The organism is Blastopirellula marina (assembly GCF_002967765.1).
Classification (GTDB): Bacteria; Planctomycetota; Planctomycetia; order Pirellulales; family Pirellulaceae; genus Bremerella; species Bremerella marina_A.
The window spans coordinates 83,762-107,787 of sequence record NZ_PUHY01000004.1 but is presented as its reverse complement, the minus strand read 5'-3'; the positions used below and the strand labels follow the sequence as shown (position 1 = coordinate 107,787).

The window sequence follows — 24,026 nt, the reverse complement described above, 5'->3', positions numbered from 1 at the left end:
AACAACTTGCTCAGCGGCACCAACAACCTGATCGATAACCACTGGAAATCGCGGCATGATCGTTGCGTAAGTTCCGAGTGATTTACAATTCCAGGTACTTTGGCATCGGTTTTCACCAAGGTTTCGCGGCGGTCGCATCTTCCCGCAAACCGCCGATCGACCTTCCCACCTACTGGACTCATGAAACTCACCGCGAAAATCGTTGGCATCTTCTTGCTGGGCATCGTCTTTCTGACAGCCTTGTTCGGGTATCTGACCGTCCAAAGCGAATACCAACAATTCAAACGGATCAAAGAACAAAACGCCGCCTCTCTCGGTAACGAAGTCCGCGAAACTCTGGTCGTCGCCTGGAAAGACCAAGGGCACCAGGGGGCAATTCGGCTGGTGCGTGATTTCGCCAATCGTCACCAGCAAATGATTATTCGCTGGGTCACGACCGACGAAGGACATGCCACCTCGAAGGCCGACATCTCTAAAAAAGAGCTCGACCTGGCGACTCCCGATGCCATGGCCACCGTCACCAAGCAAGATCCTGAGGGGAACGAGCAATACTTGATCTACTACCCCATCGATGTCGAAAGCAACCGAGCTGGCTACGTCGAGTTTAAGGTCCCCCTGAACGACGTCGCGGAATACACGCGGCTCACGACCTACCGCACCACTTCGATCATTGTCGGCATGCTCCTTTGCGGAGCGGTCATCATCACGCTCGGGATTCGCATGGTCGGTCGGCGGCTTGATAAGCTGGTCGAAAAGACCCAGCGAATCAGTCAGGGGGACTTCTCGCAGCCCGTCGAGATCCAAGGAGACGACGAGATCTCGGAACTTGGCCTGGCCCTCAACCAAATGAGCGACACTCTTTACCAGCAACAACAAGAACTCGCAGCGGCTTCGTCGGCCCGCATTTCTGCTATGGAACAGCTGCGTCATGTCGACCGCTTGAAAACGGTCGGTCGCTTAGCTTCTGGAATGGCGCACGAGCTTGGCACACCGCTCAACGTCGTTTCGGGTCGTGCTGGCTTGATAGCATCAAATCGCCTGAGCCAAGACGAAGTTCGCGATAGTGCCCTGGTCATTAAATCGGAAGCCGACCGGATGGCAACCATTATCCGACAACTGCTCGACTTCGCCCGCCGCCGACCACCACAGCAATCGCAAATCGACATCCGCGATGTCGTCAACACCGCAATCAACCTCCTGCAGCCCATGGCCCACCAGCGTGACGTCGAATTGATCGCCTCCGATAGCGCACCGTTGATTGCCTCGGTCGATCCAGCACAGCTGCAACAAGTGATCACGAATCTGATCGTCAATGCGATCCACGCCAGTTCCCCTGGTAAACAGATTCACGTTTCCCAGTTCCAGCAAGAAGCCACGCCGCCTACCGAAACGGCAACACCGAAGCATCTTTACTGCTGCATTTGCGTCGCAGATCAAGGAACCGGGATCGCCGACGACGTAATGCCACACCTGTTCGATCCCTTCTTCACCACGAAAGAAGTCGGGGAAGGAACCGGGCTAGGGCTATCGGTTTCGTACGGCATCATCGAAGATCACAATGGCTGGATCGACGTGCAAAGCCAGCTCGGCGAAGGAAGCCGCTTCACCATCTATTTGCCCGCACAGGTTGACTAAATGGAATCCAACAACAACGGCCGCGTCCTGATCGTCGACGACGAAGCCAACATGTGCCAGTTACTGGAGACCGATCTTCGTTTCCGTGGCTTTCAACCAACCTGGCGAACATCGGCCGACGAGGCCATCGAACTGGTCAAGACCGAAGACTTCGACGTCTTGCTGACCGATCTTCGGATGAAAGGAATGAGCGGCACCGAGCTTTGTGAACGCGTTTGTGCCAACCGTCCCGACATTCCCGTCATTGTCATGACCGCCTTTGGCAGCCTGGAAACAGCGGTCGCTGCCATCCGAGCTGGGGCGTACGACTTCGTCACCAAGCCGATCGAAATGGAACTGCTGGCCATCACGCTCTCCCGGGCCGTGAAACATCGGCAACTTCAAGAGAAAGTGAAACTGCTCAGCGAAGGGACGGAGCAAAGCGATCACTTCGAGGAAATGATCGGCGGCAGCCCCGTGATGACCAAGCTGTACGATCAAATCTCGCGCATTGCAACCACCGAGACTGCTGTGTTGGTATGCGGTGAGAGTGGTACCGGTAAGGAACTGGTCGCCCGTTCGATTCATCGTCGCAGCCAACGCAGCAGTGGTCCTTTCATTCCGGTCAATTGTGCCGCACTCCCGGAAGCATTGCTCGAAAGTGAATTGTTCGGGCATGCGAAAGGAGCGTTTACCGATGCGAAAGCCGAACGTCGCGGGCTATTCTTTCAAGCCGAGAAGGGGACGCTCTTCCTCGACGAAATCGGCGAGCTCCCTTTGGCCGTGCAGCCCAAACTGCTGCGTGCGTTGGAAGAAAGCCGCGTTCGCCCGGTGGGTGGCGACAAAGAGATGCCATTCGATGTTCGCGTAATCACGGCTACCAACCGCGACCTTCTCACCGAAGTGGAAGAAGGACGATTTCGCGAAGACCTCTTCTATCGTATCAACGTCATCCAACTCGACCTCCCCCCGCTACGTGCTCGCGGTACCGATACGCTCCTCCTCGCTCAGCGATTCGTGCAACTCGCTTCGCAGCGATCGCAACGGAACGTCGTCGGCATCTCGGAACCAGCCGCCGAACGTCTGCTCAACTACGCGTGGCCAGGCAACGTTCGTGAGCTGCGAAATGTGATGGAACGCGCCGTCGCGCTCACCCCGTTCGACAAGATCGCGGTGGACGATCTCCCGGAAAAGATTCGCGACTATCGTAGTTCGCAGGTTTTCATCGGCGGCGACGACCCCAGCGAACTCGTCCCCGTCCAAGAGGTCGAACGCCGCTACATCCTGCACGTCCTCCAAGCGGTCGACAACAACAAGTCGGTCGCCGCCCAAATCCTCGGCCTCGATCGCAAAACCCTCTATCGCAAGCTCAAACAATACGGCGTCAGTGATTAGCAGATGATTGACGACAGACGTCATCGAGCCCACCGAGAGAAGATAAATTTGCCCGCGGATTCCTCGGATAAGAAAACGGGATGACGTCGTGTGCCCCGGGCATCTTGCCCGTGCGAAGCTGGTATCAGGGCTCCACGGGCAAGATGCCCGGGGCACACAGAATTCGTCGATAGACAAGTTTCTATCTTCAACGCACTTTGTGACTTCTGTGGCAACTCGTCTTATCCGGTCACGATCTTCCCGCGCTGAACAGCTTTCGACGACTTAAGCAAGCTTTGTCTTCTGGGGCACTTTGACACCGTGGGGCAAAATGCCCCATCGACTCTTACCCCAATCGCACGAAATGCCGTGTTTTCTAGGCTCAAATGCCTCTGGCACACAAGTTGCCTTATTACTTGGCGGCTTGGTGCAGACTCGTTCGCTGCACCTCCACTGAGCCGCGTATGGCAAACCAACGTCAGGCAAATTTATCCTGCTTTCTTTATCGAGGAACATTCATCGTGGTGACAAATACCCAAGACTCGGCTCACGGTCGAATCAACGAACTAACCGAAGAGATCAAAATCCGCAGCACCCCATTTCGCCGCTTGCTGGACGAAATCGGTCGAGTGATTGTCGGGCAGCGGCAATTGATCCACCGCATGCAGGTCGGCTTGCTAACCAACGGTCACTTGTTGATCGAAGGGGTACCTGGCCTCGCGAAGACGACCGCCGTGGCTTGCTTGGCAAAAGGAATCAGCACTGGCTTTCAGCGTATTCAGTTCACGCCTGATCTTTTGCCAGCGGACTTGATCGGTACCCAAATCTACCGACCGCAAGATCAGCAGTTTGCGATCCAAAAGGGTCCGATCTTCTCGAACCTGATTCTCGCCGACGAAATTAACCGTGCCCCGGCCAAAGTGCAAAGTGCCTTGCTGGAAGCGATGCAAGAACGGCAAGTCACCATTGGTCATACGACCTACAAACTAGACGATCCCTTCCTTGTCATGGCAACCCAAAACCCAATCGAGCAGGAAGGAACCTACCCACTCCCGGAAGCTCAGATGGACCGGTTCATGCTCAAGGTTCTCGTCGGTCATCCGACCCGTGATGAGGAAATCCAGATCCTCGAACGAATGTCCCGGACGAAGACTTCGCTCGAAGTTTCGCCAACCTTGTCGCCAGAAGAAATCATCCGTGCACGCGACCTGGTCGACGAGATCTATGTCGACAACAAGGTGCGTGATTACGTGGTCGATTTGGTCATGGCAACCCGCGATCCAGGTGCCTACAACCTGCCGCTGGCCGACCTGATTCAGTACGGCGTTTCGCCTCGTGCGACGATCAGCCTAACCTTGGCTGCTAAGGCGAACGCGTTCCTCAGCGGCCGCGGCTACGTGGTGCCAGGGGACGTTAAAGAGATTGCCCCAGATGTGCTTCGCCATCGTTTGATTGTCACCTACGAAGCAGAAGCAGAGGAAAAGACATCCGATGACGTGGTCCGTTCGATCCTCGACCACGTGGCTGTCCCGTAAGCGCGAAGACGTCGTGCGAGGATTGGCCAGTTGGTGTGACTTGGCCAATTCCTCCGCGGCGCAATCGATAGGAGTTCTCTTTGCCACACATCGTTTAACGAGAAACCACATGATCCCCCGCGAAGTCTTACAGAAAATTCGCCGCATCCAGATACGCACCTCGCATCTGGCCGACAACATGCTCGCCGGTCAGTACCACTCGGCCTTTAAGGGACGAGGTGTCGAATTCGAGGAAGTTCGGCCTTACCGCATCGGCGACGACATCCGTGCGATCGACTGGAACGTCACCGCCCGAACCGGCGAACCTTTCGTGAAACTGTTTCGCGAGGAACGCCAACTCACCGCCACGCTACTCGTCGACCTCAGTGCCTCGCAAGGCCTGGGAACGCATTGGCAGTCGAAGCGAGAACTTGTCGCCGAACTGGGTGCGTCGCTGGCATTCTCTGCGATCAGCAACAACGACAAGGTCGCCCTTACTTTGTTCACCGACGACATCGAGAAAGCCATTCCTCCACGCAGTGGATCGCGACACGTGTTACGCGTCATTCGCGAACTGCTGTACTGCCAACCGATGGGGCATGGCACCAACATTACCCGCGTGCTCGAACATTTAAACCACACGGCCAAACGCCGCTCGATTGTGTTCCTGATCAGCGACTTCCAAGACGCCGGCTACGAGCAGGCATTGAAGGTCGCACGCAGGAAGCACGACATCATCCCGATCATCGTTTCCGATCGCCGGGAGTTTGAACTTCCCAATGTTGGTTTGCTCGAACTCGTCGATTCGGAAACCGGCCAGGTCGTCATGATCGATACTTCAAGCCACTACCAACGTCAACTTTACGCGCAGCAAGCCCAACAGTTGGCCGAGCAGCGAGACCAACTTTTCAAACGGCTCCGCATGGATCCGATTCACGTTCAAACCGGGGAAGATTTCGTCGACCCACTACGCAAGTTTTTTCACCAAAGGGAGTGCCGCCGATGATTTCACGTACCCTGCCTCGCACCACTCGACCGAACGTCGGGTCGGCGATTCGTCTGGCAGCACTTAGCTTGCTGCTGGTTGCGACCGCCACGGCCACACTTCCTGCGGCCGACAACACACCAGTAGCAATGACCCGCACCGAGTCGCAAGGTCCGGTCGAAGTGAAAGTCACCCTCGACAAGGACACCGCCCAGGTCGCCGAACCATTGACATTGACCTTAACGGTCGATGCCCCACAAGACGTGCTGGTCACCTTGCCGCAGCAACCGAAAACGCTCGGCACATTCAACGTGCTCAGCATGGTCGAAACGGCCGATATTCCGACGGCCAATGGTCGCCAGTGGATTCGCCGCTATCAAGTCGAAAGCCTTGTGCCTGGAGAGCAAACGCTTCCGTCGATCGCGATCGCCTATTCCGATCGGCGTGAAGCGGCTCCCTCCAGCAGCACGACTTCCCACGATGTTGTCGAGACGCCAGCACTTAATGTGGCGATCACCAGCGTCCTGGAAGGAACGCCTGACCCAATGAAATTTCGTGACATCAAGGATGTCGTCGACATGCCGATCACCGAAGAGCCAAGCCACACTTGGCTGGTCTGGTCGATCGGAAGTGGCGCCGCGTTGGCCTTGGCCGGCGTCGCCTTGTTGGTCTGGCCTGGCCGCAGTTCGCGACGCAGTGCGAAGGATCGTGCCTTGGCAGAATTGGCTGACCTTCAGCAGAGCAATTTGTTGGAACAAGGCCTGACCGAGCAGTACTACGTTCGCCTGACTACGATCGTGCGGCAATACATCGAGAACCAGTTCGGCATCGCAGCTCCCAAGCTGACGACCGAAGAATTCCTCGATCAAACCGCCTCCAGTTCGCGGCTTGACGACGGTCAACGAGGCACGTTGCGTGTCTTCCTGTCGCTGGCCGACCTGGTCAAGTTCGCTCAGTTCCAACCGGGACAGGACGATGCCCATCAAGCAATTCAGCGGGCGACTCAGTTCATCGAGCAGTCTGCAATCGAAAAGAAAACAAATCCTTCGTCCGAAGCAGCTAAGGAGAACGCCTAATGTTTCATGGACCTTCGGCCTGGTTTCTTTTGCTGCTTTTCCTGGTCCCTCCACTCGTTTGGTGGATGGTCAAAGGACGGCGAAAGACGGCCATTCCATTCAGTTCAACCGGTCTCCTGGCAGGCCTATCGCCTACCTGGAAACAACGTCTGCAGTGGGTTCCTTCCGCATTGCGAGTTGCCGCGATCATCTTGTTGGTGGTGGCCTTGGCTCGACCCCAGGAGGGACGTAAACACACGGTCGTCGACAGCGAAGGGATCGCCATTGAAATGGTGGTTGATCGCTCGGGCAGCATGCAAGCGATGGACTTCCAAGTCGACGGCCAACCGGTCGATCGCTTAACTGCCGTGAAGGACGTTGCCTCGAAGTTCATCGCCGGCGACGACCAGCTTTCCGGTCGCACCAGCGACCTGGTCGGCCTGGTGACATTCGCCCGTCATGCCGACGGCCTCGCACCACCGACGCTCGATCATCCTTACATGATCAAGCAATTGGACAACACGCAAATCGCGATGGATCGCAGCGAAGACGGGACCGCCATCGGGGATGCCTTGGGCTTAGCCGTCGAGAAACTTTCCGCCTTGGGCGAGGGTGACAAGCAGAAGCTGAAAAGCAAAGTCGTCATCCTGCTGACCGACGGCGAGAACAACGCGGGCGACGTTGATCCGATCGTCGCCGCGGAACTGGCCGCCACCATGGATGTGAAGGTGTACACCATCGGCGTCGGCACCAAGGGGCAAGCTCCGGTGCCGGTGATTGATCCGTTCACCGGGCGAAAGACTTTCCAGATGGCGCAAGTCAACATTGACGAAGCCACCCTCAAGAAAGTCGCTGAAGCCACAGGTGGTCAGTACTACCGTGCGACCGACACCGAATCGCTGGAAAAGATCTACAGCGAGATCGATCAGATGGAAAAGAGCCGTGTCGAAGCCAAGCACTTCGTCGACTATCGCGAATTGGCCATCGAACCGATCCATGCTGGAATGTGGAACCTGCCTCCGTTGGTGTTGGCCGCCTTCTGGATCTTGGCCACTCAAATCGTCCTTAGCAATACCGTCTTCCGCAAGATAACCGAGTGAGGGAACCGTGGATATTCAATTTGGCAACTTGACGAGCCTGTACTGGCTTTGGATGGTCGCGGCCGTGGTGGTTGTCCTCGGCGTGGCGATCGTCGCCCGGCACCGTGCTTTAGCACGCTTCGCCACGGCGAACCTCCTACACCGGTTTGCCGCCAAGAACGGCTCGAAACGATACTTCGTGAAAAGCCTGTTAGTCGTCGCCGCAATGATCGCCCTGATCGCGGCCTTGGTCGACGTCCGCTGGGGCAAAGTTTGGCGAGAAGTCCCGCAGCGAGGAATCGAAGTGATGTTCGTCTTGGACGTCTCTCGATCGATGCTGGCCGAGGACGCCACGCCCAACCGGCTGCAGCGAGCCAAGCAGCAGATCGAAGACATGACCGATGCCATGGCAGGCGATCGCGTTGGGCTAGTCGTCTTCTCTGGGGATTCGCGGCAAATGGTTCCCCTGACCAGTCATCACCATGACTTCAAGAAGACACTCGCCGAAGTCGGACCGCACGACATCGCGGTCGGCGGTTCCCGGCTGGGCGACGCGTTGAAAATGGCCGCCGAAGGCTTCCTGGATGAAACCGGAAACCATCAGGCAATCGTTGTCTTCACGGACGGCGAAGATCAAGAGAGCCAACCGGTCAAGGTGGCCCAGCAATTGCATGATGAAAGAGACATCCGCATCTTCACCGTCGGCCTCGGCGACATGGATCAAGGAGCACGGATTCCCGATACCCATTCGCGTCGTTCGTTCGTTGAATATCAAGGCGAACAGGTCTGGTCGAAGATGGACGGTTCCACCCTCAAACAAGTCGCCCTGGAAGGGGGCGGTGCTTACATCCCCGCGGGAACGAAACAGGTTGCTATGGATCAGGTTTACCACAACTATGTCGAACAAGTCGAAGAGCAAGACTTCGAAACCGCACGCATCAACAGCTATATCCCCCGCTTTCAATGGTTCGTGGGTGCCGGCTTGTTGCTGCTGGTGATCGATACCTTGCTGCCAGCCACGGCTCGGGCACCCAAGCCATCGCTGCTGAGCACGAGATGGTTTGGCAAGTCGACCACAGCCGCTGCGATTGCGTTCTGCCTGTTGGCCACCAACATCGCAGCTGCCGCACCGACGGAAAGCCTGGTTAAGCAAGGGAACGAGGCCTTGCACGCTGGCGACGTTGAAACCGCGCTCAGTTCGTACCAAGAAGCCGCCGCCGACGATCCCAACTCGCCGCAGCTTCTCTACAACCAAGCGGTCGCCCAATATCGCGGTGGACAGTTAGAAGCTGCCCGCCACCTTTTCACCCAGACCTTAGCCACCGGCAACAAAGCCCTCGACGCGAAGGCCCGGTACAACCTCGGCAACTGCGACTATGCAGAAGCGGTTCAACTGGCCGAGAAGGACAAGCCAGCCGCGATCGAGCGACTGAACTCCGCCTTGGGGCACTATCGAAACGCCCTTGCAGCGAATGGCAACGACACCGATGCCCGAGCCAACGCTCAACTGGCCCAAATGCTGATCGACCAGCTTCAGAAAGAAGAACAACAAGACCAACAACAACAAGACCAACAACAACAAGACCAACAACAACAAGATCAACAACAAGATCAACAGCAAGATCAACAGCAGGATCAACAGCAGGATCAACAACAGGATCAACAACAGGATCAACAACAGGATCAACAACAGGACCAACAGCAACAAGACCAACAACAACAGGATCAACAACAACAGGATCAACAGCAGCAGGACCAACAACAACAGGATCAACAGCAGCAGGACCAACAACAACAGGATCAACAACAACAGGACCAACAGCAGCAGGATCAGCAGCAGCAGGATCAGCAGCAGCAGGATCAGCAGCAGCAGGATCAGCAGCAGCAGGATCAGCAGCAACAGTCCGCTGGTGGTGCTCAGCAGAATCCCGAGCAAGAGCAGCCTCAGGACCAAGAAGCTCAGCCCAATGCGGCACCCCAGCTTGGTCAGGAAGATGCTCAAGCGACGGAAGAAGCCCGTCCTATGACCAAGGAGGAAGCTCAGAAGATGCTCCAGGCCGTCCGCGACCGCGAGCTGATGCGTCGATTGCAGAATCAACAAGAAAACCAGCGCCGTTACGTTCCTGTCGAGCGTGACTGGTAAAGCAACACGGTAACCGCCATGGAAAGACTTGGAATCATCCGCAACCCACTTATCCCGAGTTCAAAGATGAAATCTCGAAACCTATTTACCGCCTTGCTGACCCTCGTTGCCGTCGCCTTTGGTTCGGCGGCAACGTCGGTCCAGGCCGCGGACCTGCAAGCCACCTTGTCGTCGCGTGAAGCCTATGTAGGCGCACCGATCACACTTCACCTGGAAGTCGCCAACGCTTCGTCGCACGACGAGCCAACGATTCCTGAGGTGCGTGGTCTCGACATTCAATCGGCCGGCGCTCCGAGCCGCAGCACGCAAACGACCATCATCAATGGTCGCCGCACCGATCGGACTTCTGCGACCTACACGTGGCGAATCACACCGCGAAAGGAAGGGACCTTCGAGATTCCATCGATCGACCTCAAAGTAGATGGCCAAATCGAATCGACCCGCCCCTTGCGGTTCGTCGCCACCAAAAGTGAAACGGGCGACCTTCTGTTCGCCGAGATCACCGGTCAACAGAAAGAGATCTACGTCGGCCAGCCGCTGAAGCTAACGCTGAACTTGTGGATCAAGCCATACCATAACAACGAGTTCGACCTCACCCTCTCCGAAGAGAACATGTGGCAAATGATCTCTGAGGGAACCAACTGGGGCGCATTCAGCGAACGGATGACCGAGCTGGCCGAAAACCGTCAACGGCCTGGCGGCGAAGAAGTGTTGCGAATGGATTCTAACGGCAACGAACGTTCCTACTACCAATATCAGATCGAGGCGACCGTTTACCCGAAGAAGCCAGGTCAGATTGAAGTGGGTGATCTGCAGATCGTGGTCGACTATCCGACTCGCTTGGCCAAGTCGCGCGATCCGTTCGCTTCGATGTTCAACGACGACTTCTTCGGTGGTCGGTCCCCGTTCGGCGATCGTGACTTCTCTCCCTTCCGCCGTAACACCTTGTCGGTGGTGGCCAGTCGTCCGGTGGTCGCCGAGGCCAAGGTCGCACCGATTGACGTGAAACCTGTTCCAACCGCCGGTCGACCTTCCGACTATCGCGGAACGGTGGGCCAATACCAAATCGTGACCCAAGCCACACCAACCGATGTCAAAGCAGGCGATCCCATCACCTTGCATATCGGTGTGCGTGGTGACGGTCCGATGGAGCTGGTTCAAGCACCGCCACTCGCCGCCTTGCCGCACTTGACGGCCGACTTCAAAGTGGCGAACGAACCGTTGGCCGGTTTGGTCGAAGGGGACACCAAGCTGTTCACCACAACCATTCGTCCCCGCCGTGAAGGCATCACCGAGATCCCCGCGATCCCCCTGACCTTCTTCGACCCGGTCAAGGAAGAGTTCGTTACCGTCAAAAGTGATCCAATCGCCATCCATGTGAGCAAGGCCGAGCGTCTGGCACTCGACTCGATTATCGGCACGGCCAGTTCGTCCGACCGATCGGAAGGACCAGAAGCGCCCGCTGCCGCGAAGCTCGACTTGCAAAACTACGCCGGCAGCGACGCGTTACAGTCGGCTAGTTCGCAAACCAATTGGCCTTGGATGCTCGGAATGATGTTGCCCGCCCTGGCTGTCGCCTTGGCTTGGGGTGTGAAGCATCGCGAACGCTTTGTCTCGACAAACGGCAGCCCAGAGCAACAGCGAATTCACGCGGCCCGTCATGCGATTCAAACCGCCGATTCGCCTGCCGAGGTGGCTTCAATCGCGAACGGATTGGTTGCCGAAATTGGCTCGACCACCGATCGTACGCAGCTGAGCGAACTCCTCGCTTTATGCGACCAAGCTGCCTACGGTGGTTCCAGTAATCAGCAACTTCCCCATTTGAAAAAGGAGGCCCTTGAATTGCTCGATCAGGTGTCCAGTTCGGTCCCCCAGCATCGCCCCGCATCGCCTGGTCCGATGTTCGGTGGACGCCAGTGGGTGGCTACGGCTTGTCTCGTACTGGCAGCCCTCGCCGTTACCGTTCCGGCAGCCAATCACTTCGCAGGTTCGACTCAGAAAGAGAACGAAAACGAGGTCGCCCAAACGGCTTCGTCGACGGCGTCTTCGCTCGCAACCTCGACACTCACCGACGAACAGAAGAACATCATCCTGGCCGAAGCCAATGGCGCCTACGAAAACGGTCGGAAAGCTTCGTCCGAAGATGCCGCAGCCGCTAAGGAAGACTTTGCCACAGCGGTCACCAAGTATAACCAACTGGTGGAAAGCGGCGTGCGGAACAGCAACCTGTACATCAACTTGGCCAATGCTCAGTTGCAGCTAGGTTCGACCGGCAAAGCGATTGCCAACTACGAGCGTGCGTTGGATCACGACGCCTCGAACTGGCAAGCTCGCAACAACTTGACGATTGCTCGCGCGGCATTGCACGATTCAGGCAACCAGCCGCAAAATGCTAGTTCGCTTGGTGGACTTCTGAGTGCCTCTGCCGAACAATTGCAAACGGTTCTACCTTCCCGCGTGATGGTCGCTTTGTGTTCGTCACTTTGGCTGGCCTTGTGCGGAGTCGCGTTAGGATCACTGGTCTATCCCGGCCGTTACTGGAGCATGGCTTCGATCTCCTTAAGCTGCTTACTGTTGGTGGCGATCGGTTTAACAAGCGTCGAACGGTTCACTACGGCTGACGAACCAGGAGCGATTGTCGCCACGCAAACTGCCGTCCTCCGCGAAGCCCCTGGCGACCAATTCCCAGCGGTCTCAAGCGAGACGCTGAAGGAAGGAGAGTCGCTGGACGTGCTCCAGGTAGATGGGAACTGGGTTCAAATTCAAACCGCCGACGGAGCGACCGGCTGGGTGGCCAACCCGGATGTCGAGCTTCTGTAACGCGGCTCGCGATTAGAAGATAGAAAGCCGTAGCCCTAACGGCTACGGTACTCAAGACGGTGAAAGGGGAGTTCTCCTAACCCCTTTCACCGTTCCCTTTTCTTGCTGCGGCAACAGCCTGATGAATTTCTCAGATCGACTGCGAATTGCCGCTTTCCCCGTTTATTCCCTATTCGATTTGCCCTATTCCCAGTAGAATCAACCGATTCCAAGACACTCTTTCTTCCTTACTGGGTGAAATGCGAATTCGATGGGCGATTCTTCTGCTGCGATAGCGACACGGCCGGAACTTTTAGCACCGGCTGGCGACTGGGATTGTGCCCGGGCCGCGATTGCCAACGGGGCAGACGCTATCTACTTCGGTCTCGAAACCGGCTTCAATGCGCGGGCTCGGGCGAAGAACTTCTCGCTCGACGATCTTCCGCAGTTAATGGAGATGCTGCACTGGCATGGCGTCCGCGGCTACACAACGGTCAACACCCTGACCTTCTCCGACGAACTGGCCACGATCGAACCGATCATCCGCCGCATCGCCGAGGCCGGAACGGACGCCGTCCTGGTGCAAGACCTCGGTTTGGTCGGCCTCATTCGCCGCACCGCCCCCGACCTGCCGATCCATGCCTCGACACAAATGACGATGACCAGCGCCGAGTGCATCGCTGAGATCGAAGACCTCGCTATCGAACGGGTCGTTCTGGCACGCGAGCTTTCAGTCAACGAGATCAGCAAGATTCGCCAAAACACCACCATGCCGCTGGAAGCGTTCGTGCATGGTGCTCTGTGCGTCGCGTACAGTGGGCAATGTCTCACCAGTGAGTCGCTCGGCGGACGAAGTGCCAACCGCGGACAATGCGCTCAGGCATGCCGCTTGCCCTACGAACTGATCTGTGACGGAGCCGATATCGATCTGGGAGATCAAAAGTATCTCCTCAGCCCGCAAGACCTGGCCGCCTATGCATTGGTGCCCGAGCTTTTAGCTGCCGGAGTCGTATCGCTGAAGATCGAAGGTCGTCTGAAAACTCCCGAGTACGTCGCCAACATCACGCGGCATTACCGCCAGGCAATCGACTCCGCCTTGGCTGGCAAACCGGTGACCTTCACGCCGCGTCAGGTCGAAGAGATGGAACTCTCTTTTTCCCGCGGCTTCTCCCCGGGCTGGTTGCAGGGATGCGACCACAAGATGCTCGTCCCTGCGACCAGTAGCGCCAAGCGCGGTGTGATGGTGGGCGAAATCGTGGCGATCGACGATCGTCGCAAACGCGTGAAGCTGGAACTGTTCGGCCGGTTGAAAGCTGGCGATGGGATTGTCTTCCAAGGGGATCGCGCCGCCGGGAAAGAGCAGGGGGGGCGCGTCTTCACGATCAGTCAGAAAGGACGACGCGTCACGGGCGAAGTCGCCAGCGGCATGGTCGAAGTTGACTTCCCCCGCGGCTCGGTCGATTTCCAATATCTGCAACCTGGACTGCAAGTTTGGAAGAGCGACGATCCGGCCCTTACTCGCGAGTTGCGTAAGTCGTTCAGCGGCGATCTACAGGGTCGTGATCTTCCCCTCACGATCGAAGCCTCGGCACGCATCGGTCAGCCTCTTCGCATCTCGGTGAATAGCGATGCCTTGGGAACGTTCGCACTGCAAACCGAACAGCCGCTCGAAGAAGCCCGCAAGCATCCGTTGACCGAAGCTTCGCTACAGGAACAGTTCGCTCGGCTGGGCGGCAGCGGCTATGTACTGGAAAGACTAACTGCGAAGATCGCCGGCAACCCGATGGTTCCGCTAAGTTTGCTTGGCAAGCTACGCAAGGAACTGGTCACGCAGCTTGACGAAGCTCGTCAGGCAATGGCCCGTCGCGGACGCACGATCGAAGGAGAGCTGGTTCTGGAATCGCTCCGCGCCGAAGTCGCACCAAGCCGTATTGAACCGACCGACCCGCAGTTGATCGTGCTTACCCGTTCGCTACATCAACTCGAAGCGGTCCTCGAAACCGGAATCAAAACGGTTTACGCCGATTTTCAAGATATTCGCGAGTACAAGCAAGCCGTTCCCTTGGCCCAGGAAGCAGGGGCGAAGATCTGGCTGGTCACGCCCCGCATTCAAAAGCCGGGTGAGATGGGGATCTTCAAGGCGATGGCCAAGCATTCTCCTGATGGGATCGTCGCGCGAAACCTTTCTGGTCTCAAGTTCTTCACTGAGCAAGGGCTTTCCTGCGTCGCTGACTTTTCGTTCAATGCTGCCAACGAGCTGACCGTCGACGCGCTTCGTCAGCGTGGGGCCATTCGTGTAACCCCTTCGTACGATTTAAATCGCGATCAACTCTTGGTCATGGCCGAAAACTGCGCGGCACATTTGCTCGAGCCAGTCATTCACCAGCACATGCCGATGTTTCACATGGAGCACTGCGTCTTCTGTAGTGTCCTCTCCCCCGGTACCAACAAGACAAACTGCGGACGCCCCTGCGACGAGCATGAAGTCAAACTGCGCGATCGTGTCGGGGCCGAGCATCCCTTGAAGGCCGACGTCGGTTGTCGCAACACGTTGTTCAACAAAACGCCGCAAAGTGGTGCCGAAATCGTCCAGCCGCTGATTGAACTGGGTGTGCGTAACTTCCGGATCGAACTGCTCAACGACGATCCCCCGGCGGAGATCGCTCGCGTGATCGATCTTTATCGCGAACTCCTCGCCGGCCGCGTGACCGGTGAGGAAGTTTGGACCCAGCTTAAGGCGCTCAACCGTGTCGGTGTGACGCGCGGCACCTTAGAGCACGACCGCGATCCGTTGGCGATCATCTAGCGAGGAACCTGCGATGTCGCGTCCCTTGTCCAACTGTCAGGAACTGGTCGTCGCCACGTCAAACCCGCACAAGGTACGCGAACTAAGCTTGCTGCTAATCCCTCTGCGAATACCGGTCTTGGCCTTACCAAACGTAGTCGACTTCACGCCTGTGGTTGAAGACGGCATCACGCTGGCCGAGAACGCTCGCAAGAAAGCGATCGGCTACGCCAGGCAAGTGAAGCGATGGGTTTTGGCCGACGACACCGGACTGGAAGTCGACGTATTGGAAGGAGCCCCCGGCGTACACTCAGCCCGCTATGCCGGTGAAGGTGCCACCGCGGCCATGAACCTGGCCAAGCTGATGGAACAGTTGAACGACGTTCCTGCGGAAGAGCGATCGGCCCGCTTCATCTGTCATCTCTGCCTGGCCGATCCGGAAGGGAACGTCGTGCGAGAAGTCCACGGCATCTGCCCCGGGATCATTCTCACCAAACCGATCGGCACCGCCGGATTCGGTTACGACAGCCTGTTTCAAGTCGCCGGCATGAAGCAAACCCTCGCTCAACTGAGCGAAGATCAAACGGCCATGGTCGGCCATCGCGGGCACGCAGCCCGAGCGTTGTTAGAAGCCTGGCACGCCACCTAGCATTCGGTGCGTATTCAGGTCAGACCAAGTCATTCTAAGGTAAGAGATGATTGAGTGCGTTGACAAGGAATCGGCGACGGCGACGCGAGAGAAAAATGCCGAGACGAATATCGCCTGCGTCGCGGCGTAAGACGATCGCTCGCTTGCTGAAACGATTGCCTTCAATGCTTTCCTTACAGGTCTCAATCGCGATGACTTCTGCGCCATGAAATGGTCTCTTCCGTTTCAGCCAACCAACGCCCGTGTAAACGAAACCGGAATCGGTCGACTTATCGAACACGACGCCAACACGCCCGAAAATCGAAATGAAGGTCCAAGCCGCGATCGGGATTGTGGCTAGCCAAAACAGAACAATCAGCCAAGTTTGGACGTGATCGGTCGTATCGTCATCGAACAGAGCGTTCCAGGTAATCTTCGTGGCGACCGCCAACCAAGCCGCGAGAAACAAGACGAGAACCGACGCCAGCGGACTTCGCGTTGCCGCTTCGACTTGCCACCGGGGGCCGTTCCGTTGGTACCAAATGCCGTCCGGCGCATCGTCGATGCGAAACGACCTTGCTACCTTTCGCCAGCGTCCCGATATTCGCTTCGGCCTGTCGCCGTCATCTTGCATATCCGGAAGTTCTCCCGTCGAGAAACGATTCACCGAAGGGTAAGCAGTCGATCAAAGAGATGATTCGTCCGACTGTTAGCAGCAGTTTTCATGCCTTCTTGATCGTGACACCGTCATTCTCAAATTGACCAAAGTGCGTGCTTGCGACCTGAAGAAGTGAGAAACTTCGGGAATCACCCTCTGATGGGAAAGGATCAACCTGCTCGTTTCTACTCCTCTTTCGACGCGACGAAGCAACCGCTTCCCCCATCCCTTGAACCTAACCGCAACTAGCACCTGCCCCCTCACAAGTCGGACTAATTGGCATAACTAGCAAATCCAGTCGGTTCACTCTCAACATGGCAAGAGCGAGCGGAATCCCAAAGAGACATTGCCGCAAGAGACGCCGACTTGCATGGTTCACGCAAGAAACAATCGTTACGATCCCTACCATTGGGCCGGCGTTTGCGCCGATCGATCAGCACGCACAGATAGGTCGACGCGGATTCCGCATTCAGCGGTCGACAGGCGAAAGCGTGACCAACTGGGTCAGGGCATACATCACGTAATGAAGTCGCGGCTTGGAAAGAAGTGCCCCGAAGTGGATGTCTCCTTGGTCGCGATGCAAGGTGATTTGCATGATTGGGCGATCGTTGACCGTTCCACCGGAGTCGGTTTCTTCAATCTGAGTGACTTCCGACCAGCGAACATTCCGTGACCACCCCAGCGACCCGAGGCCAACAAAGATTCGACCCACGTCCGGATCGCGCTGGTCCGCTTCAACCTTCGTCTCCCCGAACAGCAAGAATAGGGAAATCGTTCCCATCAATAGCGAGGCTCCCACGAAAGGAATCCCAAACAGCGACTCCATCAAGTCGAACTTCCCTGCATTGATCTGTGGCACGAATACGATCAAAACGGCAGCGATGCCGAAGATTATCGCGAAGAGGAACAAAAAGTAGCCAATCCCACTGCGAATGGTGGCCGTGATCCGCCAGCCGAGGCCCTCGTTTTCAAACGAGACGCCAGAGGGAGTTTGGCGAAGGTCGAACGAATCAGGCACCATCATCGCCTTTCGAACCGGCGCTTCATGCCCGAGCTGTTCCGAGATTGAACTTCGCTCACCACACTTCGAACAGACCGCTTCGTCGGCGTCGATGTCCATCTTATGGAAGCGTAAGCGGGTATCACATGATGGGCAGGTTAACTTCATGATCAATACGACCGACTAGTGGTCAGCTGTCGCAAGGCGTGCAGCACATAGCGTCGCCGAGCCTCCGAAAGCATCGAACCGAAGTGGATATCCCCTTTGTCTCGGACCAGCGTCAACTGCTTCGATTGGTTGCCTCGCTTGCCGGAGGCATAACTTTCTTCAATCCGCACGACGTCGGACCAGCGGAAGCGAGTCGTCCAACCGATCGGGCCGACGCCAAGAAAGATGCTGCCCGCGTCGTGGTCCATTTCGTCGCTCCGAATCACGGTCCGACCGGCAACGCTCAGCAGGGCAAGCGAACCGAACAGCAGGGTTCCCAACACAAAGGGTATGCCGAACAACGACTGTATCAACTCGAACTCCCCTTTGGCGATCTGCGTTCCGTAGATTCCCCCCAGCGAAAAGCCTGACCAAACGCACATGAATGGAACCAGGAAGAACGCCATCGCATTGCGTGTGGTCGAGGCAATCCGCCAGCCCATGCCATGGTTGTCGTAACTGATTCCAGAAGGAGGCTGGTTGATATCGAACGAATCAGGAACGTTGCTTACCCAGCCGGCGTTACGAATCGTGACCGGCTCGGTGCCGAGCAGCGTCGAGATCCGAAACGCTTCGTCGCATTCGCGGCAGACGGCGATATCGGCCTGAACGTTCATTTGCCGGGCCGGTAAATCGATCTCGCAGTTGGGGCATTTCAGCTTCACGCAGCTAGTTCCTTACGCTCAGCCAACCGGCATCGCCAGTTCCGACGATTCTGGCTCGGTGACAGCTTCTGGCGGAGCGGTCGACAACACGACGACGAACTCTGGGTAAAGTTGGGTAAATTCGTCAATTGCCACGATCGCTTCTCGGCACGCCTCGGACCGGGCCAGCAGTACGGCCGCCACGAAGCTGGCCGCCACGACCCCGACCATCATCAACCAAATCGGAAGCTGTAAAAAGAAGAACGCAAACAAGCTGGCCACAATTCCCAGGAATGACGCCTTCGAGAGAAGCTGTTGCCAGTGCAGGATACGATAGCGCCCCGCACCAAGCCGCTCGATGAGCCAGCTGCGGCTGAACGTCGGGGGAACGAACGTGCGATAGACGTTGCCCTGATAAATTCCTTCGGGAATGGCTAACTGGGTAAACATGCCCTGATACTCGTCGGTCAGCTTCGGTTCTTCCTCGCCGACACACTCTAAACCGGCGAAAAAGGTCTTTCCCTTCACGCGGACATCCGGGTAATGCTCTTCTTCCCCGAGAAACCCCTTCAGCGGGGCTGGGGGGTCTTCGTCTAGATAAACCGAAATCGAAAACTGGCCGTCTGCTTCATTGGGCAACCAAATGAGTTTCCCCTCTTCACACATCGAATCAAGAAAGGAGACCGGGTCCTCGTCGAGCAGTTTGTCCGCATTCTCAGGGAGGTTCTCTGGCCAATACATGACCATATTGCCCCCTTCGGTTCCGCCGTTGCCAGAAAAATGCGCCATCGATGCTATCTTCGCCGTAAATCAGTCTAGGGTGTGAACTCCACGTAATTTAACACAACCGGTTCCCGATGTTGGGCCCCCCGGGCAGGTTCATCTTGCCTCAATTTGGTGATTTCGTTAAGAAGGCCCTCCGGAACTCGCCGCTGGCATGCAACGTGGCCAGCCAACGCCTACTTAAGATTCGCTACTTGTTCATGAAGATTCTCCAAATCATCTCCGGCTTCGGTGTCAACGGAGCGATCATCCAGTGCCTTCGACTGGCCGTCGCCCTGGCACAACGCGGGCACGATGTAACGCTTGTCGGGCGAGAAGATTCATGGATTCAAGAGCAAGTGGAAGGGACCGGCGTTCGCTTCAAGCCATCACGATTGAAACGCTGGCCGCTCCATGACTTGCGAGAAATGGCCCGGTTCATCGATGCCGAACAAATCGATATCGTCCACACGCACAACACCAGCGCCCAGATTTTTGGTTTGATGCTGAAAACTCTCACCAAAATCCCCGTGGTCGCCACCGCGCATCATACGAAGATGCACGCTTATTGGGCACTCAAAGACTACGTAATCGCCAATTCGGATCACACCCGCCACATGGAACTGACCTGGAACCGGGTTCGTAAACGCAACGTCGAAACGGTCCGGGCTCTGATCGATCATGCTCCGATCCCAGCTAACAGCCAGCAGCTCCGTGATGCGTGGCGTCAGGAGAACGGGTTCACCTCCGACGACAAACTCATCGGTATCGTCGGTGATGTTTGCCCACGGAAGAATCATCTGCTTCTGCTGAAGGCGCTGCCGGAAGTGCTACGTAAGGTTCCCGATGCCAAAGTAGCCGTCGTGGGGAATCGCTGTCCGATATACATCAAGCAAGTTCGCTCGCAGGTCATTCGCATGGGCCTTCGAGCAGAATTCCGCTTCCTCAACTTCCAAGACGATATCCCATCGGTGATGCGGGCAATCGATCTATTGGTCGCCTGTCCCACGCAGGAAGCCTTCGGCCTGACTCCTCCGGAAGCGATGGCAGCCGGCAAGCCGGTCGTCGCCACCAAGGTTGGTGGGCTGGTCGAAAGCGTTGCTCACGATGTGAATGGGCTGCTTGTCCCCAGCAACAACGCCCCGGCTTTGTCGCAGGCAATCATCGAGGTCTTGTCCGATGATCATCTCGCCACGCAGTATGGCCAAGCGGGTCAGGCTCGCTTCCGCGAGATGTTCGACAACACCCGCAATGTGATTCGCCACGAAGAGATTTACTCGGAGGTAATCCGCCGCGTCATGAAGCGGGAAGTCGCCACCGCCAAGGTTGGCTCGGTCTTGCCAACTTCCCCAATTCTCTCGCGCAAGATCACGACGGTGACGTAAACTTTCCTTAGTTCCACACTTATTGCTTCCTTGCACCGCACGGGGAACAATAACCGTAGCGGCCAAATGCTTTCCGCTGCGTGGCGGGCCTCTTCTCCTTTTTGCCCCGAAGGATCCTCCGCATGAATGCCCCAACTCCATCGTCTGTCTTCGCTGGCGCCATCTCTCGCCTCGACAAAGCTTTCCAGTATGCCGACATCGATGCCGAAGCGCTCGAACGGTTGAAGCATCCTAAACAAATCCTCCAAGTCAGCGTCCCGGTCCGGATGGACGATGGCTCGTTGCGTGTGTTCACCGGTTATCGCGTTCGCCACGACGATACGCGGGGACCAACCAAGGGTGGTCTCCGCTACTCGCCCCACGTTGATATCGAAGAAGTCAAAGCGCTGGCGTTCTGGATGACCTTTAAATGCGCCGTGATGAACATTCCGTACGGCGGCGCGAAAGGGGGCATCTGTGTGAACGCGAAAGAGCTGTCTCGATTAGAGCTCGAGCGTCTCTCGCGCGGATTCGTCGAACAGATCGCCGATTTCATTGGCCCTGAAACCGACATTCCAGCCCCCGACATGTACACCAACGCCATGATCATGGGTTGGATGATGGACGAGTATTCGAAGATCCATCGCCAACGCACGCCAGCCGTGATTACAGGCAAACCGATCCCACTCGGCGGAAGCCAAGGTCGCGATGAAGCAACTGGGCGCGGGGCGTATTACTGCATTAAAGAACTGGCCAAGAAGCGTGACTGGGAGCCTTCACAAATCCGCGTTGCGGTGCAAGGATTTGGCAACGCCGGACAAAGCATCGCCCGACTCTTACACGCTGAAGGTTACCAGGTGGTGGCCGTAAGTGATTCGCGTGGGGGGATCTACAAAGCGGAAGGATTTGATGTTCCCAGCTTGATTCAAATCAAAAATCAATCTCGCCGCCTGCAAGCCGTCTACTGTAGCGGATCGGTCTGTGAAACGGTCCAAGCCAAGGCGATTACCAATGAACAACTGCTCGAGCTTGATGTCGATGTGCTCATTCCTGCCGCCTTGGAAGAAGTGATCACCGCGGAAAATGCCCATGCCATCAAGGCCAACGTGATTGTCGAAGTGGCCAATGGACCAATCACCTGCGAAGCGGACGAAATCTTGCACGAAAAGGAGATCTTGATCGTCCCCGATATCTTGGCAAATGCTGGGGGTGTGACAGTCAGCTACTTTGAGTGGGTCCAGAATCTGCAAGGCTTCTACTGGAGCTTGGACGAAGTGCAGCATCGCTTAAGTGAGATGATGTGTCGCGAGTTCGACCATATTTATAACTGGATGGTCGAGAAGAAGATCGACATGCGAACCGCCGCTTATGCAGTCGCACTATCCCGAATCGGTGAGGCCATCGCCTCGCTGGGAACGGCTCGGTATTTTTCCGACAACGATTCGTAAAATTATACATTTCAGTAGTTGGCATGCCTCGCGGCTTGCATCAGAATGGAAAGTCACGGATCAGCCCGGTGAGGCTTGGGCTGACCTGACCGACCTTAACCGCGAGGATTTTCGATGCCTAGTTCCGCCGCTCGACTTGTCATGCTGACCATGACAACAGTTGCTCTGACTTCGTCTCTGCTAATGGGCCACGAGCCGGCCTCCGAGAATCCAGCCGCCACCAAATTGCACGCTCTGTTCGCCGAAGACTGGGAATGGCGGATGGACAACTTCCCGACGTGGGCCACGGCATTGGGAGATCGCCGCGGCAACGATCGCTGGACCGATATGTCTCGCGAAGCCATCGACCTTCGCAAGAAGCACCCGCACGAACTGCTGGAAAAACTGAAGGAGATCGATCCTAGCCAACTCACCGGGCAGGACCTGCTTTCGTACGAGCTATTCGAGTACGAACTGAATAATGAAATCGAAGGAGAGAAGTTTCCTTCGGAGCTATTTGCCCTCGACCAACTCGATGGACCGCAATTCAGCCTCGCGCAGACGGCTGAGCAAATGCCGTTCGATAGCGTGGAAGATTACGAGAACTATGTGGCTCGCCTGAAAAGCTTCCCAACGTTCCTCGATCAGATTACCGACTTGCTGAAGGAAGGGATCAAGACCCGCTGGGTGCAGCCGCCTGGTCCGTTGGCCAGTATCCCGAAGCAAATCAGCGGCCAGCTAAAAGCGGATGCGACCGATAGCCCGCTGTTCAAACCGTTCGACGACTTCCCAGAATCGATTCCCCAAGCCGATCAAGACCGTCTGCGAGAAGCAGGCAAGCAAGCGATCGCCCAAGCAGTCTTTCCGGCGATGCTGAAGCTGAAATCGTTTGTCGAAGACGAATATCTGCCCAACGGAGCCGACGTGATCGGGGCCGCAGCGCTGCCCAACGGCCGCGAGTATTATGCCTACAAGGCTCGCAGCTCGACGACGACCGACCTGACCCCGCAAGAGATTCACGAGATCGGCCTAAGCGAAGTGAAGCGGATTCGGGGCGAGATGGAGAAGGTGATTCGTGAGTCTGGCTTCGAGGGCAACTTCGACGACTTCATCAAGTTCCTCAAGTCCGATCCGCAGTTCTACTATACCGAAGCGGATGACTTGTTGATGGGTTACCGTGATATTGCCAAGCAAGTCGATGCGAAGCTTCCGAAATTGTTCGTTACCTTACCGCGACTTCCATACGGCGTGCGGGCCTTTCCCGATTACGAGGCCCCCAACCAAACCTCGGCTCGTTACTACCCCGGTTCGATCGATGCGGCTCGGGCCGGTTTCTTCATGGCCAACACGTACGCTCTTGATAGCCGTCCCAAATACGAGATGCAAGCGTTGACCCTGCACGAAGCGGTTCCGGGACATCATCTTCAGATTGCTCGAGCTCAGGAACTTTCCGATCTGCCACGCTTCCGCCGCAATGGTCACTACACCGCGTTTGTGGAAGGTTGGGCCTTGTATGCGGAATCGTTGGGAGAAGAAATGGACTTCTACCAAACTCCGTACGACAAATTTGGTCAGCTGACCTTCGAGATGTGGCGAGCTTGCCGCCTGGTGGTCGACACCGGAATGCACAACATGGGCTGGAGCCGCCAACAAGCGATCACCTTCTTCCAAGAGAACAGTGGCAAAAGCCCCTTGGAAGTCGCCGTCGAGATCGATCGCTATATTGTGTGGCCTGGCCAGGCTTTGGCCTACAAGATCGGCGAATTACAGATCAAAAAGCTGCGGGCCCGAGCCGAACAGGAACTCGGAGACGATTTTGATATCCGCCAGTTCCACAATGCGGTCCTCGACAACGGTGCCTTGCCGCTCCCAATCCTCGAACGAGTGATCGACCGCTGGATTGCGGAGCAAAAATCGAAGTAAAAATTTTCGATAGCACCTGTTAACTCGAACGAAACGCTGCGGTTACGCGTGAATAGCTTTGTTTT

General features: G+C 56.6%; 17 protein-coding genes. 13 read left to right on the top strand and 4 right to left on the bottom strand.

The genetic code is table 11. The features are described from left to right. Nucleotides 1-180: 180 nt before the first annotated feature. The 10 genes from C5Y83_RS01935 to rdgB all read left to right on the top strand — a co-directional run bounded on the left by C5Y83_RS01935 (nt 181) and on the right by rdgB (nt 15,997). Nucleotides 181-1,635: a sensor histidine kinase gene (locus C5Y83_RS01935; RefSeq protein ID WP_105327965.1), complete on the top strand. Its 1,455-nt coding sequence runs from the start codon at nt 181-183 to the stop codon at nt 1,633-1,635. After that, nucleotides 1,636-3,009: a sigma-54-dependent transcriptional regulator gene (locus tag C5Y83_RS01930; protein WP_105327964.1), complete on the top strand. Its 1,374-nt coding sequence runs from the start codon at nt 1,636-1,638 to the stop codon at nt 3,007-3,009. 563 nt (nt 3,010-3,572) lie between these two features. After that, nucleotides 3,573-4,523 carry an AAA family ATPase gene (locus C5Y83_RS01925; protein WP_409994579.1) on the top strand — a complete coding sequence of 317 codons (951 nt, stop codon included), beginning with the start codon at nt 3,573-3,575 and terminating at the stop codon, nt 4,521-4,523. 109 nt (nt 4,524-4,632) lie between these two features. After that, a complete protein-coding gene (locus C5Y83_RS01920) occupies nt 4,633-5,508 on the top strand; it encodes a DUF58 domain-containing protein (protein ID WP_105327963.1) in 876 nt (291 codons plus the stop codon). Then, nucleotides 5,505-6,563 carry a hypothetical protein gene (locus C5Y83_RS01915; protein ID WP_105327962.1) on the top strand — a complete coding sequence of 353 codons (1,059 nt, stop codon included), beginning with the start codon at nt 5,505-5,507 and terminating at the stop codon, nt 6,561-6,563. Before C5Y83_RS01920 ends, C5Y83_RS01915 begins: the two co-directional genes overlap by 4 nt. After that, a complete protein-coding gene (locus C5Y83_RS01910) occupies nt 6,563-7,642 on the top strand; it encodes a vWA domain-containing protein (protein WP_105327961.1) in 1,080 nt (359 codons plus the stop codon). The genes C5Y83_RS01915 and C5Y83_RS01910 overlap by 1 nt, the downstream gene beginning before the upstream one ends. Nucleotides 7,643-7,649: 7 nt before the next feature. After that, nucleotides 7,650-9,764, top strand: a complete 2,115-nt coding sequence (locus C5Y83_RS01905) for a VWA domain-containing protein (protein ID WP_105327960.1) — start codon at nt 7,650-7,652, stop codon at nt 9,762-9,764. 66 nt (nt 9,765-9,830) lie between these two features. Further along, entirely contained in the window at nt 9,831-12,584 is a 2,754-nt protein-coding gene (locus C5Y83_RS01900) for a BatD family protein (RefSeq protein ID WP_158262189.1), read from the top strand. Nucleotides 12,585-12,834: 250 nt separating this feature from the next. After that, complete coding sequence (locus C5Y83_RS01895; RefSeq protein WP_105327958.1) at nt 12,835-15,369, top strand: U32 family peptidase; 2,535 nt, start codon at nt 12,835-12,837, stop codon at nt 15,367-15,369. 13 nt (nt 15,370-15,382) lie between these two features. Next, nucleotides 15,383-15,997 carry an RdgB/HAM1 family non-canonical purine NTP pyrophosphatase gene (gene rdgB, locus C5Y83_RS01890; protein WP_105327957.1) on the top strand — a complete coding sequence of 205 codons (615 nt, stop codon included), beginning with the start codon at nt 15,383-15,385 and terminating at the stop codon, nt 15,995-15,997. A gap of 34 nt (nt 15,998-16,031) precedes the next feature. On the opposite strand, the gene C5Y83_RS01885 is transcribed toward rdgB, so the two are convergent. The 4 genes from C5Y83_RS01885 to C5Y83_RS01870 all read right to left on the bottom strand — a co-directional run bounded on the left by C5Y83_RS01885 (nt 16,032) and on the right by C5Y83_RS01870 (nt 19,274). Beyond that, nucleotides 16,032-16,610 (bottom strand): hypothetical protein, encoded by a 579-nt coding sequence (locus C5Y83_RS01885; RefSeq protein ID WP_105327956.1) that lies wholly within the window; start codon nt 16,608-16,610, stop codon nt 16,032-16,034. Nucleotides 16,611-17,103: 493 nt separating this feature from the next. After that, the gene (locus C5Y83_RS01880) at nt 17,104-17,802 is read right to left on the bottom strand and encodes a hypothetical protein (RefSeq protein WP_146117593.1); all 699 of its coding nucleotides are present in this window, start codon (nt 17,800-17,802) and stop codon (nt 17,104-17,106) included. 2 nt (nt 17,803-17,804) lie between these two features. After that, entirely contained in the window at nt 17,805-18,506 is a 702-nt protein-coding gene (locus tag C5Y83_RS01875; RefSeq protein ID WP_105327954.1) for a hypothetical protein, read from the bottom strand. Nucleotides 18,507-18,524: 18 nt separating this feature from the next. Beyond that, complete coding sequence (locus tag C5Y83_RS01870) at nt 18,525-19,274, bottom strand: hypothetical protein (protein ID WP_105327953.1); 750 nt, start codon at nt 19,272-19,274, stop codon at nt 18,525-18,527. A 95-nt stretch (nt 19,275-19,369) separates the two neighbouring features. Here C5Y83_RS01870 and C5Y83_RS01865 point away from each other — a divergent pair, with 95 nt between their 5' ends. The 3 genes from C5Y83_RS01865 (at nt 19,370) to C5Y83_RS01855 (ending at nt 23,961) form a co-directional block, all read left to right on the top strand. Next, nucleotides 19,370-20,632: a glycosyltransferase family 4 protein gene (locus tag C5Y83_RS01865; protein WP_158262188.1), complete on the top strand. Its 1,263-nt coding sequence runs from the start codon at nt 19,370-19,372 to the stop codon at nt 20,630-20,632. Between the two features lie 122 nt (nt 20,633-20,754). Next, on the top strand, nt 20,755-22,059 hold the full coding sequence (locus tag C5Y83_RS01860; RefSeq protein WP_105327951.1) for a Glu/Leu/Phe/Val family dehydrogenase: 1,305 nt from the start codon (nt 20,755-20,757) through the stop codon (nt 22,057-22,059). Nucleotides 22,060-22,173: 114 nt separating this feature from the next. Then, entirely contained in the window at nt 22,174-23,961 is a 1,788-nt protein-coding gene (locus C5Y83_RS01855; protein WP_105327950.1) for a DUF885 domain-containing protein, read from the top strand. Nucleotides 23,962-24,026 lie beyond the last annotated feature (65 nt).

Excerpts from the sequence above, each read along its gene's own strand:
- C5Y83_RS01935 (WP_105327965.1), top strand. The coding sequence starts at position 181 with ATGAAACTCACCGCGAAAATCGTTGGCATCTTCTTGCTGGGCATCGTC.
- C5Y83_RS01930 (WP_105327964.1), top strand. The coding sequence starts at position 1,636 with ATGGAATCCAACAACAACGGCCGCGTCCTGATCGTCGACGACGAAGCC.
- C5Y83_RS01920 (WP_105327963.1), top strand. The coding sequence starts at position 4,633 with ATGATCCCCCGCGAAGTCTTACAGAAAATTCGCCGCATCCAGATACGC.
- C5Y83_RS01915 (WP_105327962.1), top strand. The coding sequence starts at position 5,505 with ATGATTTCACGTACCCTGCCTCGCACCACTCGACCGAACGTCGGGTCG.
- C5Y83_RS01910 (WP_105327961.1), top strand. The coding sequence starts at position 6,563 with ATGTTTCATGGACCTTCGGCCTGGTTTCTTTTGCTGCTTTTCCTGGTC.
- C5Y83_RS01900 (WP_158262189.1), top strand. The coding sequence starts at position 9,831 with ATGAAATCTCGAAACCTATTTACCGCCTTGCTGACCCTCGTTGCCGTC.
- C5Y83_RS01895 (WP_105327958.1), top strand. The coding sequence starts at position 12,835 with ATGGGCGATTCTTCTGCTGCGATAGCGACACGGCCGGAACTTTTAGCA.
- rdgB (WP_105327957.1), top strand. The coding sequence starts at position 15,383 with ATGTCGCGTCCCTTGTCCAACTGTCAGGAACTGGTCGTCGCCACGTCA.
- C5Y83_RS01885 (WP_105327956.1), bottom strand. The coding sequence starts at position 16,610 with ATGCAAGATGACGGCGACAGGCCGAAGCGAATATCGGGACGCTGGCGA.
- C5Y83_RS01880 (WP_146117593.1), bottom strand. The coding sequence starts at position 17,802 with ATGAAGTTAACCTGCCCATCATGTGATACCCGCTTACGCTTCCATAAG.
- C5Y83_RS01870 (WP_105327953.1), bottom strand. The coding sequence starts at position 19,274 with ATGGCGCATTTTTCTGGCAACGGCGGAACCGAAGGGGGCAATATGGTC.
- C5Y83_RS01860 (WP_105327951.1), top strand. The coding sequence starts at position 20,755 with ATGAATGCCCCAACTCCATCGTCTGTCTTCGCTGGCGCCATCTCTCGC.
- C5Y83_RS01855 (WP_105327950.1), top strand. The coding sequence starts at position 22,174 with ATGCCTAGTTCCGCCGCTCGACTTGTCATGCTGACCATGACAACAGTT.